The organism is Amycolatopsis regifaucium, assembly GCF_001613935.1.
In the GTDB taxonomy this organism is placed as follows: domain Bacteria; phylum Actinomycetota; class Actinomycetes; order Mycobacteriales; family Pseudonocardiaceae; genus Amycolatopsis; species Amycolatopsis regifaucium.
The window spans coordinates 1,047,469-1,060,858 of the sequence record NZ_LQCI01000034.1 but is presented as its reverse complement, the minus strand read 5'-3'; the positions used below and the strand labels follow the sequence as shown (position 1 = coordinate 1,060,858).

10 protein-coding genes are annotated in these 13,390 nt (G+C 67.9%); 2 read left to right on the top strand and 8 right to left on the bottom strand.

The features are described 5' to 3' along the window. Positions 1–41: 41 nt before the first annotated feature. A complete protein-coding gene (locus AVL48_RS28975; protein WP_061983467.1) occupies positions 42–2,546 on the bottom strand; it encodes a DEAD/DEAH box helicase in 2,505 nt (834 codons plus the stop codon). Positions 2,547–2,700: 154 nt separating this feature from the next. Between AVL48_RS28975 and AVL48_RS28970 the strand changes: the two genes are divergently transcribed. After that, positions 2,701–3,948, top strand: a complete 1,248-nt coding sequence (locus AVL48_RS28970) for a hypothetical protein (protein WP_061983466.1) — start codon at positions 2,701–2,703, stop codon at positions 3,946–3,948. Positions 3,949–4,009: 61 nt separating this feature from the next. On the opposite strand, the gene AVL48_RS28965 is transcribed toward AVL48_RS28970, so the two are convergent. Further along, positions 4,010–5,212 (bottom strand): MFS transporter, encoded by a 1,203-nt coding sequence (locus AVL48_RS28965; RefSeq protein WP_061983465.1) that lies wholly within the window; start codon positions 5,210–5,212, stop codon positions 4,010–4,012. A gap of 56 nt (positions 5,213–5,268) precedes the next feature. Then, entirely contained in the window at positions 5,269–6,378 is a 1,110-nt protein-coding gene (locus tag AVL48_RS28960; RefSeq protein ID WP_061983464.1) for an adenosine deaminase, read from the bottom strand. Between the two features lie 210 nt (positions 6,379–6,588). On the opposite strand from AVL48_RS28960, the gene AVL48_RS28955 reads away from it, so the two are divergent. Continuing rightward, positions 6,589–7,677, top strand: a complete 1,089-nt coding sequence (locus AVL48_RS28955; protein WP_061983463.1) for a hypothetical protein — start codon at positions 6,589–6,591, stop codon at positions 7,675–7,677. Between the two features lie 95 nt (positions 7,678–7,772). Here the strand turns inward: AVL48_RS28955 and AVL48_RS28950 are convergent, their stop codons facing one another. Genes AVL48_RS28950 through AVL48_RS28930 form a run of 5 tightly spaced genes read right to left on the bottom strand, consistent with a single transcriptional unit; the run spans position 7,773 to position 13,389 of the window. After that, on the bottom strand, positions 7,773–9,053 hold the full coding sequence (locus AVL48_RS28950) for a thymidine phosphorylase (protein ID WP_061983462.1): 1,281 nt from the start codon (positions 9,051–9,053) through the stop codon (positions 7,773–7,775). Next, a complete protein-coding gene (locus AVL48_RS28945; RefSeq protein ID WP_061983461.1) occupies positions 9,050–9,439 on the bottom strand; it encodes a cytidine deaminase in 390 nt (129 codons plus the stop codon). The genes AVL48_RS28950 and AVL48_RS28945 overlap by 4 nt, the downstream gene beginning before the upstream one ends. A gap of 1 nt (position 9,440) precedes the next feature. After that, on the bottom strand, positions 9,441–10,715 hold the full coding sequence (locus AVL48_RS28940) for an ABC transporter permease (protein WP_061983460.1): 1,275 nt from the start codon (positions 10,713–10,715) through the stop codon (positions 9,441–9,443). Next, positions 10,712–11,809: an ABC transporter permease gene (locus AVL48_RS28935; RefSeq protein ID WP_061983459.1), complete on the bottom strand. Its 1,098-nt coding sequence runs from the start codon at positions 11,807–11,809 to the stop codon at positions 10,712–10,714. The genes AVL48_RS28940 and AVL48_RS28935 overlap by 4 nt, the downstream gene beginning before the upstream one ends. Beyond that, positions 11,806–13,389: an ABC transporter ATP-binding protein gene (locus AVL48_RS28930; protein WP_061983458.1), complete on the bottom strand. Its 1,584-nt coding sequence runs from the start codon at positions 13,387–13,389 to the stop codon at positions 11,806–11,808. Before AVL48_RS28930 ends, AVL48_RS28935 begins: the two co-directional genes overlap by 4 nt. Position 13,390 lies beyond the last annotated feature (1 nt).

The window sequence follows — 13,390 nt, the reverse complement described above, 5'->3', positions numbered from 1 at the left end:
AATTTCGCAAGGAAAGAGCCTTTCCTTGCGCCGGCCGGACCTCAGAGCCGGTCGACAGCGGTGATCCGGATGACCGCGAACCCCGCCTCGTCCGACGCCGCCAGGTCGACCTCGGCGCTGATGCCCCAGTCGTGATCACCCGCCGGATCGTCGAAGATCTGCCGCACCCGCCAAATCTCCGCCTCCTTCTCGATGATCAGCAGCTGGGGACCACGCGCGTCCGGGCCGATGCCGAGGGTTTCGTGCTCGTCGAAGTAGTCCTCGATGGCGTCTTCCCACGCGTCCGCGTCCCAGCCCGACGCGGCGTCGAGTTCCCCGAGCGTCCCGTAGGCACGCCGGGAAGCGAGCTCGACCCGGCGGAACAGCTCGTTCCGCACGAGTACCCGGAAGGCGCGCTCGTTCCGCGTGACCGCGGGCGGCTCCGACGGCGGCCGGGTCGAAACCGGACCGCCCTCTTCGGGATGCCGCAAGGCTTCCCACTCGTCGAGGAGGCTGGAGTCGACCTGGCGCACCAGCTCCCCCAGCCATTCGATGAGGTCCTGCAACCCCTCGGTCTTGGCCTCGTCGGGGACCGTGTGCCGGAGTGAGTCGTAGGTGTCGGTGAGGTACCGCAGCACCAGCCCTTCCGAACGGGCGAGCTGGTAGAAACCGATGTACTCCACGAAGTTCATCGCGCGCTCGTACATGTCGCGCACGACGGACTTGGGCTTCAGTTCGTAGTCGTCGACCCACGGATGCCCTTGCCGATAGCGGGAATACGCCGCCTCCAGCAGCTCCTCCAGCGGCTTCGGATAGGTGACGTTTTCGAGCAGTTCCATCCGCTCGTCGTATTCGATGCCCTCGGCCTTCATCGCCTGCACGGCCTCGCCGCGCGCCTTGAACTGCTGCTGCGAAAGGACCGGCCTCGGGTTGTCCACTGTGGATTCTACAATAGACACGACGTCGAGCGGATAGGACGGCGACTCGACGTCGAGCAGTTCGATCGCGGCCAGCGCGAACGGCGAAAGCGGCTGGTTCAGCGCGAAATCGAACTGCAGGTCGACGGTGAGCCGCACGATCCGGCCCTGCTCGTCGGGTTCGTCGAGCCGCTCCACGACCCCCGCCGCGAGCAGGGCGCGGTAGATCGCGATGGCGCGCAGGATCAGCTTCCGCTGGGTCGCACGGTCGGAATGGTTGTCCTCCAGCAGATGCCGCATCGAGTCGAACGCGTTGCCCGGCCGGGAAATGACGTTCAGCAGCATCGAGTGGCTGACCTGGAAACTCGATGTGAGTGGTTCGGGCTCGGCCGCGATCAGCCGGTCGAAGGTGCTCTCCGTCCAGTTGACGAAGCCCTCCGGCGCCTTCTTGCGGACGATCTTCTTTTTCTTCTTGGGATCGTCGCCCGCCTTCTCCAGCGCTTTGGCGTTTTCGACGACGTGGTCCGGCGCCTGCACGACGACGTAGCCGTCGGTGTCGTAGCCCGCGCGGCCCGCGCGACCGGCGATCTGGTGGAACTCACGCGCCTTGAGATGCCGCTGCCGCACACCGTCGTACTTCGTCAGCGCGGAAAAGACCACCGTGCGGATTGGTACGTTGATGCCGACGCCCAGGGTGTCGGTCCCGCAGATCACTTTCAGCAGTCCGGCTTGCGCGAGCTGCTCGACCAGGCGCCGGTACTTCGGCAGCATGCCGGCGTGGTGCACGCCGATGCCGTGCCGGACCAGCCGCGAGAGGGTCTTCCCGAACCCGGCGGCGAAGCGGAAGTCGCCGAGCATCTCGGCGATGGCCTCCTTCTCCGCCTTGGTGGTGACGTTGATGCTCATCAGCGTCTGCGCGCGCTCGATCGCGGCGGCCTGCGAGAAGTGCACGACGTAGACCGGCGACTGGCCACCGTGGAGCAGCTCGGACATCGTCTCGTGCAACGGCGTCAGCGCGTAGCGGAAGGTGAGCGGCACCGGCCGCTGCGCCGAGGTGACCACCGCGGTCGGACGACCGGTCCGGCGGGTGAGATCTTTTTCGAAGAACGAGACGTCGCCGAGCGTCGCCGACATCAGCACGAACTGCGCGCCTCCCAGTTCCAGCAGCGGCACCTGCCACGCCCAGCCGCGATCCGGCTCCGAGTAGAAGTGGAATTCGTCGGCGACGACCTGGCCGACCGGCGCGTCGGCACCGAACCGCAACGCCATGTTCGCCAGGATTTCCGCCGTGCAGCAGATGATCGGCGCCTCGGCGTTGACGCTCGAATCGCCGGTCATCATGCCGACGTTTTCCGCGCCGAAGATCTCGATGAGCTGGAAGAACTTCTCCGAGACCAGCGCCTTGATCGGCGCCGTGTAGTAGCTGCGGCGGCCGTGCGCGAGCGCGGTGAAGTGGGCGCCGACGGCGACCAGGCTCTTTCCCGAACCCGTCGGTGTCGACAGGATCAGGTTCGCGCCGGAGACCACTTCGATGATGGCCTCCTCCTGCGCCGGGTACAGCTCGAGCCCGCGCTCGGCCGTCCAGGTGGAGAAGGCTTCGAACAGCGAGTCGGGGTCGGGATCCGCGGGCAGGAGGTCTGTAAGAGTCATCAGAGGACCTATCGTGCCATCCGTTGGTCGCTTCTTGCCCAGGGGTGATCGCGCCCTCCGCCGGAAACCCGTAGGCTTCGCGGTACCGCGCATCCAATCGGGCAAGCATCGCCCGGTCGCGCGCACACAGGCGGTAATCCGAGAGGGCTTAGGAATGGCACAGGACATCATCCCGATCGAACTCGGCCTGCCTCAGGGTGACGTCGTCACTCTCTGGGCGCCGCGCTGGCGGGAAGACGGCGAGGAGTGGGAAGCCTTCCTCGGCGACGAGGAAGACCTGTACGCCTTCCCCGACGCCGCGCATCTCGCCGCGTTCGTGCGGACTTCGGAGCAGCACGACCTGCTCGACCACCCCGCGTGGGAGGTCGTGCCGGCGCTGAACGTGCCTGAGCTGATCCCGGACGACGACCACACCTTCGACCTGGTCGGTGTCCCGGAGCTGGTGGCCGAGAAGCCGGACCAGTGGACGATCGGCGAGCTGGCCGAGATCATCGGCATCGTGCGTTCGCTCGCGGACGTGTGCGAACTCGAAGAGGTCCACGAGGTCCTCGACGCGCACGAGAGCTTCTCGCTGCTGGACCAGGGCACGCTGCCCTTCACCGGCCGCGACGGCGAGCGGCTGTGGGCGGACCTGTCGGAGGCGGTCTCCGAGAAGTGGGACACCGTGCTCGACGCGATCGACGGTCTGGTGACCGCTCCCGACGTCGACGAGAAGGTGCTGGAGCAGACGGCGGAGGAACTCGCGACCTTCCTCGCGGAGTCCGCCGAGGCCGAAGCCGCCGCCGGTGACGACGAGGATCTCGAAGCCGTCGACGAGGACGAGGACGAGGAAGACGACGAGCCCGTCGGTTTCTGGGGCGAGGTCGGCATCGACCCGATCAAGATCATCACCTCCGGCGCGGAGTACTACACGCTGCGCTGCTACCTCGACGACAAGCCGATCTTCTTCGGCAGCGAAGGCGAGATCGACGTCTTCACCTCCGAGAAGGCGCTCATCCGCGCGATCGCGGACGGCAAGGACCTGGCAGGCAACGACCTCGCCCAAGTGTCCACTTGGGACGAGGTGGCCACGAAGGCCGTCGCGGGCGAGCTCGAAATCGATGTCGACACCGAGAACACCTACGTGCTGACCGGTATCGCCGACGACATCGCCGAGGGCCCGGAGGCGATCGACCCGACCCAGCTGGAGCTGGCCGTCGAGCTGATCACCGACGCCGCCGAGTGGGCCGAAGACGACAGCGTCGAAACCGCGCTGGCCACCAACGAGAGCCTCGGCTGGCTGGTGTCGTTCGTGCTGCGGCCGGACCCCTCGCGCCTCGAGCCGAGTGCCCCGTTCGACGCGGAGCAGTCCGAGTGGCGCAAGCTCGTCGAGACCTTCGAGAACCGCCTGACGGTCGCCTGACCCTCCCCGCGGGACGCTATGAAAGGCCCCTTCATTGCAAATTTTGCAATGAAGGGGCCTTTCATAGCACTTGGGGCTTCTCCTGCTTGACAGGCACGAGGGCGATCGCGAGGGCCGGGAAGACCGCCGCCACGCAGAAGGCCAGCGCGTACCGCGAGTCGCCGATCACGAGGCCGAGCATCGGCGGGGTCAGCGCGGCGGCGATGTTCTGGCCGGTGTTCTGGGTGCCCATCGCCCGCCCGGCCCACGCGAGCCCCGCCATCTCCGCCGAAGCGGTGAACCCGAGCCCGTTGTCGGACACGGTGATCACGGCGGCCAGTACGAGCGCGAGCAGCACCAGCCACGGCCACGTCGCGTCCCCGAGCGCGACCAGCAGCATCACCGCGGCGCTCGAAACGGCCAGCTGCCGCATCGGCCGCAGCCTGCTGCCGACACGGTCGGACCAGTAGCCCGACGCGAGCCTGCCCAGCGCGCCGAGGATCTGGACGCCACCGACGAACAAGCCTGCCGACGCGGCCGTCCAGTGGTGCATGGTCACCAGGTACACGGGCGTGAACGCGGAGACCGTGAATTGCGGGACGACGAGCAGCGCGCTCGCGCCGTGGACCCGCCACAACGCCGGCTTCCGGTACGGCGACGACGGCTTCTCGCCGGGCGCCGATCCGGTCTCCGGGCGCGGCGGATCGACCAGGAGCCAGGCGACGAGCAGCGCGACCACGATCGCGGCCAGCGCGGGTAGCAGAAGGGAAACCTGGAAACCCCAGCGGTCCGCGAGCGGCGGGAGGCCGAACGCGGCGACTCCCACACCGAGCGGCTGGGCCGTCTGGCGGACGCCCATCGCGAAGCCGCGTTCGGCCGGGCCGAACCAGCCGAGGACGGCCCGGCCGCTCGCGGCGTTCACTGACGCGGTGCACGCGCCGGCGAGCAGGAAGACCCCAAAGAGCAACCCGAGCGAGTGATCGCCGATGGCCGCGTATACGAGGAGTAATCCCGATGCGCCCAGCCCTAGCGCGATGACCAAACGCTCTCCGTAACGGTCCGCGGCCCCACCCCACAGGATCAAGGTGAACAGCAGGCCAAGACTCGGTGCCGCCACCACCGTTCCCGCCTCGGCCAGCGTGAGCCCCTCCGCACGCTGCATGGACGGCACCAGGAACGGGATCCCGTAGAGGAACGAACAGCTCGCGGTCTGTGCGGCGAGACCGAGCGCGAGAATGAGCCAGCGTCGTTTTCCGCCGATCCCCACGTTCGCGACCTGCGTCATCTCCGCCACCGTTCCACCATTTGGGAAATCTCTCCTATATAGTGGAATATAGTTGGCTATGCTAACGAACGCAAGGCGGCATACCCGGGCTTGATGACCGTGTTGATGACGTCGAGCCGGTGGTCGAAATCGAGGAACGCGGATTTCATCGCATTGATGGTGAACCACTCCAGATCGGCCAGGCCGAAGCCGAACGCCTCGGCCAGCGCGGCGAATTCGCTGGTCATCGAGCAGCCGCTCATCAGCCGGTTGTCGGTGTTGACCGTGACCCGGAACCGCAGCCGGGCGAGCAGGCCGATGGGATGCTCGCCGATCGAGCGCGCCGCTCCCGTCTGGACATTGGACGTGGGGCAGATCTCCAGCGGGATCCGGCGATCGCGGACGTAGGCGGCCAACCGTCCCAAATGGACCGTGCCGTCACCGTCGATCTTGATGTCCTCGACGATGCGCACACCGTGACCGAGGCGCTCGGCGCCGCAATGCTGAATCGCCTCCCAAATGGACGGAAGCCCGAACGCCTCCCCGGCATGAATGGTGAAATGCGCATTATTCGTCCGAAGAAACTCGAATGCGTCGAGATTTCTGGTAGGCGGAAATCCGTCTTCCGGTCCGGCGATGTCGAAGCCGACGACGCCGGCGTCGCGGTAGCGGACGGCGAGGCCCGCGATCTCGAGCGCGCGGGCGTGCTGGCGCATCGCGCAGAGCAACGTCCCGATCCGGATCCGACCGCCTCCGGCGGCCACTCTCCGTTCACCTTCCTCAAAACCGGCCTGCACGGCCTCGACCACCGCATCGAGTGAAAGCCCTCGTTCGACGAAGAGTTCGGGGGCATACCGCACCTCGGCGTAGACGACCCCGTCGGCGGCGAGGTCTTCCACCGCCTCGGCGGCCACTCTGACCAGCGCTTCCTCGGTCTGCATCACGCCACAGGTATGCGCGAACGTCTCAAGGTACGAGACGAGCGAGCCGGAGTCGGCGGCTTCGCGGAACCATCGGCCGAGCTCGACGGGATCCTTGACGGGCAAGGCGGTGTACCCCGTCCGGTCGGCGAGTTCGGCCACCGTGGCAGGCCGCAGGCCGCCGTCCAGATGGTCGTGCAGGAGGACCTTCGGAGCACGGCTCAGTACCGCCGCCGGGATGCGGGAACTGCTGCTTTCAGAGGACATACGTAACGGTAACCAGGCTGTCATTCCCCTACATGGCGGTAAGTCTCATGCTCGACTTAACCCTCAGCTTTGTCGATCACCGGCTGAATCGGCCATCAGGGGCAGCGGGTGGCATTGTCCGATACCCGGGGGCCATACGCACAGCAATTTCGCAATGGATAAGCTTCAGGCCACGTCCCTCCCATTTCCCCGCCCACGAAGGACACCGCAGTGACCACTGACAACAACATTGCAGCCCCGTCCTTCGACCGGATGCGCAACATGCTGGTGCGCGCGGCCGAAGTGCGTGAGAGCGAACAGCAGCAGATCTTCGACGCGCTCGACGACATCTACGCCCGGCTGGCCCCGGTCGACTCGCTCGGCGCCGTCCGCAAGCGGCTCTCGGAGATGCCCGACCGCACCGAGGTCAGCGTGCTCGCCGAGCGCCTCGACGAGACCATGTCTCGGCTCGAAGCGCAGGACAACGCGCTCGCCGCGCTGACCCGCGCCGTCGAAAGCATCGTCGACAAGCTCGCCAAGCCGTTCGCCCAGCTCGACGGCCGCCTCGACGGCATGGCCGCGAAGTTCGAAGGTGTCGCTGGCCGGATGGACGGCCTCGAAGACAAGCTCCAGAACATCCACCGCCGTCTCGACGAGCTCGGCGCGCACCTGGACAAGCAGGACGTGAAGACCGACTCGCTGCCGCAGTCGGTGATCGGACCGGTGCGTGAGCGCGTCGAGCAGGCCGAGTCGGTCCTGCGCGACCGCGTCGACACCGTCGACCGCGAGCTGCGCACCCGCGTCGAGAACCTCGACAAGGCCACCAAGGAAAGCCTCGCCGCGAACGCCGACGCGCTCAAGACCGCGCTGACGGAGACCGGCGAGATGATCGACGCCTCGGAGCGGCTCGACGGCCTCGGCGACCGGCTCGAGAAGGTCACCTCGCGCCTCGACGACCTGGCCGAGCGGCTCGACAAGGTCGAGGACGGCTTCACCGGACGGCTCGGTGATCTCGACGGGTCGATCCGCAGCGGCCTGTCGAAGGTCGAGAGCACGCTGTCGAAGCAGCCGGACACCGACTCGGTGGACACGCTGGTGCGCAGGAGCAACGACGAGTCCGTGCGCCGCATCGGCGGCCAGCTGGACGAGGCCATGGCGACCTTCGCGGAGCTGATGCTCGGCGGTGGCCCGGCCCTGCAGCAGATCTCCCCGCCGCCGCCCGCGCCGCGTCAGCCGCGCCGCAGCTCCCGCAACGGCCGGGCGCCCAAGGCGGCCGACGCCAAGGCCAAGGCCGATGGCACCGACGAGACCTCCGACTGAGGCTCCGAAGTACGTGAAGGCCCCCTTCATTGCGCCTAGCGCAATGAAGGGCCTTCACGTACTCACGCGACCTGCGTTTAGCGGGCTGAACGCGATCAGGGGCGGACGGTCTCCAGGACCAGGGGCGTGAACGCCGGGGCCTCGGAAGCGACCGAGTAGGCGTCCGTGAGCGCAGCGAGAGCCGCAGGAACAGCCTCCGGCGTATCGGTGTGCAGTTCCAGCAGGGGCTGCCCGGCCTTGACCTCGTCACCCGGCTTCGCCAGGCACAGCACCCCCGCCGCGGCCTGCACCGGATCCTCCTTGCGCGCCCGCCCGGCCCCGAGCCGCCAAGCCGCGACCCCGACCGAATAGGCGTCCAGCGACGACAAGACGCCGTCCTCTGGCGCCTCCACGACGTGCACGTGTTCAGGCCGCGGCAAAGCGCCCTCCGGATCCCCGCCCTGCGCGGCGATCATCCGGCACCACGTCTCGTAAGCCCGCCCCGAAGCGAGCACCTCGGCCGGGTCCACTTCGGACAGACCGGCCAGTGCCAGCATCTCCCTGGCCAAAGCCACGGTCAGCTCGACGACGTCGGCCGGACCGCCGCCGCGCAGCACCTCGACCGACTCCGCGACCTCGATCGCGTTGCCGACGGCATATCCCAACGGCACGTTCATGTCCGTGATCAGGGCCGTCGTGGCGACGCCGTGCGCGGTGCCGATCTCCACCAGCGTCCGCGCGAGTTCACGAGCCTGCGGAAGCGTCTTCATGAACGCGCCGGACCCGGTCTTCACATCGAGGACGAGCCCCGCCGAGCCCTCGGCGATCTTCTTGCTCATGATCGAGCTCGCGATCAGTGGGATCGACTCCACCGTCGAAGTCACGTCCCGCAGCGCGTACAGCTTCTTGTCCGCGGGAGCCAGCCCGGACGTCGCCGCGCAGACCACCGCGCCGACGTCGTCGAGCTGCCGCATGATCTCCGAAGTCGACAAAGCGGCACGCCAGCCCGGAATCGACTCCAGTTTGTCCAGCGTCCCGCCGGTGTGCCCGAGCCCGCGCCCGGACAGCTGCGGCACGGCCGCCCCGCACGCCGCCACGAGCGGCGCCAGCGGAAGCGTGATCTTGTCGCCGACCCCGCCCGTCGAATGCTTGTCGATCGTCGGACGGCTGACCTTCAAATCCAGCCGCTCGCCCGAGGCGATCATCGCGCCGGTCCAGCGCGCGATCTCGCCGGAGTCCATGCCCCGCAGGAAGATGGCCATCGCGAGCGCGGCCATCTGTTCCTCGGCGATGTCGCCGCGCGTGTACGCGTCGATCGTCCAGTCGATCTGTTCGTCGGAGAGTCGTCCGCCGTCCCGCTTCGCGCGGATGACGTCGACTGCGGCGAACGCGCTCATGGCAGATCGTCCGGCCCGAAAGCGTCCGGCAGCACCGCGGACATCGGCAGGATCCCGCTGGGGGTGTCCACGAGGCAGTCGGCGCCGCCGTGCTCGAACAGGATCTGACGACAGCGCCCGCACGGCATCAGCAGATCACCGGCGCCACTGCGGCAGGCGACCGCGACGAGCTTGCCGCCGCCGGTCAGCCGCAGCTGCCCCGCCATCGTGCATTCCGCGCACATGCCCAGACCGTAGGACGCGTTCTCGACGTTGCAGCCGACGACGACCCGGCCGTCGTCCACCACACCCGCGACACCGACGTGTAGCCCCGAGTAGGGCGCATACGCCGACTTCGCCGCCTCGACGGCTTGAGCCCGCAGGGCTTCCCAGTCGTACTCCGCCATGTCAGTCCTCACCTCGCCGATAGAGAGCGCCATCCGCCTTGGGCGGCCGCAACCGCTGCGAAGCGACCGCGAGCACGATCAGCGTCACGAAGTGCGCGGTGTACGGGATGAGGTCGCTGGGCAGGTCGTCGTTGGTCCAGTAGATCGCGTACAGCAGAGCCGCGCCGAAGACACCGAGCGCGGCAGCGATCCACTGACGGCGGAACAACTGCACCGCCACGATCACGGCCAGCAAGATCACCGCGCCGTACAGCAGCGCGAGCACCGCGGTCCCGCCACCGGCGAGCTGGAGCCCGTCCGCGTAACCGAACAGCGCCGCGCCGCCGAGCAGGCCACCCGGCCGCCAGTTGCCGAAGATCATCGCCGCGAGGCCGATGTACCCGCGGTTGTTCGTCTGGTTTTCCAGGTAGTCCGCCCCGCCCGCGAGCAGCACGAGCGACGCGCCACCCATCCCGGCGAGCCCGCCGGAGATGATCATGGCGATGTACTTGTGCACGTAGACGTTGACGCCGAGCGACTCGGCCGCGACCGGGTTCTCGCCGCAGGAGCGCAACCGCAGGCCGAACCGGGTCCGCCACAGCACCAGGTAACTGATCGGCACGAGCGCGATCGCGATCATCGTCAGCGGCGCGACCTCGGTGACGAGGCCGTTGAGGATCCCGGCGAGGTCGGAGATGAAGACGCGCTGCATCTTCTCCAGATCCGAAAGCCAGTCCGAGAGGAACGTAGCCGAGTAGGTGTCGAACTTCGGGACCGGCGGCGACTGGCGCGGGTTCCCCGAAAGCGGGGTGAACACCAGGTTCGCGAGGTACTTCGCGACGCCGAGACCGAGCAGGTTGATCGCCACACCGGAGACGATGTGGTTGACGTTGAAGGTCACCGTCGCGACGGCGTGCAGCAGCCCGCCGAGCGCGCCGAACACGACCGCCGCGATCAGCCCGGCCCAGACCCCGCCGTGGTACGCGCCCCAGGCGGCACCCCAGGTACCGAGGATCATCATGCCTTCGAGGCCGATGTTGATCACGCCCGCGCGTTCGGCCCAGAGCCCGCCGAGCGCGCACAGCAGGATCGGCAACGCCAGCCGCAGCGCGGTGTGCGCGGTGTTGGTCGAGGTCAGCGTGTTGACGCCGGTGGCGTACGACGCGATCGCGAGCACGCCGACCGCCAGCAGACCCCAGATGGCGCCCTTGACCCAGCCCGGAATACGGCGCTTCTGCCGCTTCACCGGCATGGTGGTCCCGCCCGTGTCGGGCGAACGAACGTCCGCGGTGGTCACACCGCACCTCCCTCGGAAACGCTCGACCCCTTGCGGCCGTTGCCTGCCAGCGCGCGACCCACGCGACGCTGTTCGGCGGCCAGATCGGCGCGGCGCACGACCTCGTACGCGATGACGACCGACAACACGATCACGCCCTGCATGATCGTGGCGATCTCCTTGGACACGTTGATCTGCTCGAGCGACACCGCGGACCGGTCGAGGAACGCCCACAGCAGGGCGCCCAGCGCGATCCCGGCCGGATGGTTGCGGCCGAGCAGGGCGACCGCGATTCCGGTGAAGCCGTACATCTGGGTGGAGGTGATGCCGTAGCTGAAGTCGCGGCCGAGCAGTTCCGGCATCGCGACCAGACCGGCGACACCACCGGAAAGCAGCATCGCGATCAGCGTCATCTTCTTGGCGTTCACCCCACCGGCGGCGGCGGCCGTCGTCGATTCACCGGAGGCCTTCAGCTCGAACCCGAACCGGGTCCGGTTGAGCATGAACCAGTAGGCGGCGCCGATCAGCGCGGCGATGAGCACGAAGCCGAACAGCTCACCGGACCCGATCGGGATGCCGGGGATCCGGCCGGTCTCGGCGATCTCGCGGGTGGCGATGTTGTTGCCGGTCTGCACGCCGAACTGATCCGCGTTGACCAGGAACGCCACGATGCCGCCGACGATCGCGTTCAGCATGATCGTCGAGATGACCTCGGAAACACCGCGAGTCACCTTCAGCACGGCCGGGATGGCCGCGTACAGCATGCCGCTGGCCACCGCGACGACCAGGATCGCGAGCACGTGGATCACCGGCGGCAACTTCAGCGCCCCGCCGATGATGGCGGTGACGATGGCGGCGAACCGATACTGGCCTTCGACACCGATGTTGAAGAGGTTCATCTGGAAGCCGATGGCCACCGCGAGCCCGGACAGGTAATAGACCGTCGCGAGGTTGACCGTGTCGACGGCCGTCGAGCCCTTGAAGAGCTGACCGATCATCGTGCCGTAGGCCTGCAGCGGATCGGCACCCGAGATGATGAGCGCGATGGCCGTCAGGATGACGGCGAAAACGATCGCGAGCAGAGGCGGCAGCAGCCTCGTACGCCAGGAACTCACGCCGCACCTCCAGTTTCGTCAGTGTCTTCGGAGGCACCCGTCATCGCGGAGCCCAGTTCCTGCGGGGTCACGGTCGCGGGGTCGGCCGCGCCGACCAGCCGTCCGCGCAGCATGACCTGAATGGTGTCGGAAAGCCCGATCAGTTCGTCGAGGTCGGCCGAAATCAGGAGCACGGCCAGTCCGGCCGCCCGGGCCTGGCGGATCTGTTCCCAGATCAACGCCTGCGCGCCGACGTCGACACCGCGCGTGGGATGCGACGCGATCAGCAGCACCGGCTCCCCGGAAAGCTCACGGCCGACGATCAGCTTCTGCTGGTTCCCGCCGGAAAGCGCGGCGGCCGGGACGTCGATGCCCGGGGTGCGGACGTCGTACTGCTCGACGATGCGGCGGGTGTCCTCACGCGCGCCCGCGATGTCGAGCAGTTGCCCCTTGGCCACCGGCTTGCGTGTCTGGTAGCCGAGAATCCTGTTGACCCACAACGGCTGCGTGAGCAGGAGGCTGTGCCTCGTGCGGTCTTCGGCGATGTACCCGATCCCGGCCTCGCGGCGGGCGAGCGTCCCCAGTTTGTGCAGTTCGACGACCTGCTCGCCGGCTTCGGTCAGTTCGATCCGGCCGCCGCCCTTGCGCATGCCCATGATCGTCTCGACGAGCTCGGTCTGGCCGTTGCCCTCGACGCCGGCGATCCCGAGCACCTCGCCCGCGTGCACGGTGAAGGAGATGTGGTCGAGCACGTTCCGCTCGGAACCCTCGACGCTCAGGCACACATCGTCCAGACGGAGGACGGCCCGATCGGTCACGGTGGACTCGCGGGTCTCCGGGCTGGGCAGCTCCGAGCCGACCATCATCTCGGCCAGCTGGCGCGAGGTGATCGTCTTCGGGTCCGCCGTGCCGACGGTGGTGCCGCGCCGGATCACGGTGACCGTGTCGGCGATCGCGCGCACCTCGTCGAGCTTGTGCGAGATGAAGAGGAAGGTGAAGCCGTCCTTCTGCATGGTGCGGACGGTCTCGAACAGCGCGTCGACCTCCTGCGGCACGAGCACCGCGGTGGGCTCGTCCAGGATGATGATCCGGGCGCCGCGGTAAAGCACCTTGACGATCTCCACGCGCTGGCGGTCGGCGACGCCGAGTTCTTCGAGCAGCGCGTCCGGCCGGACGTGGAGGCCGACCCGTTCGGCGAACTCGGCCAGTTTCGCCCTGGCGGCGCGGCCGATGCCGTGCAGGTTCTCCGCGCCGAGGAAGACGTTCTCCCCGACGGTCAGGTTGTCGGCCAGCATGAAGTGCTGGTGGACCATCCCGATCCCGGCCTTGATGGCGTCCTGCGGGTTGCGCAGTTTCACCGGTTCGCCGTTGATCGCGATGTCGCCCTCGTCCGGCTGCTGCATGCCGTAGAGGATCTTCATCAGGGTCGATTTGCCCGCGCCGTTCTCGCCGCAGACGGCGTGCACCTCGCCCTTGGCGACGGTGAGGTTGACGTCGGAGTTGGCGACGACACCGGGGAACCGCTTCGTGATCCCGGTCAGCTGCACGGCCGGTTCACCCCGGTCGGGGGCGTCGGTGACCTCGGCCTGGGGAGCGCTCATG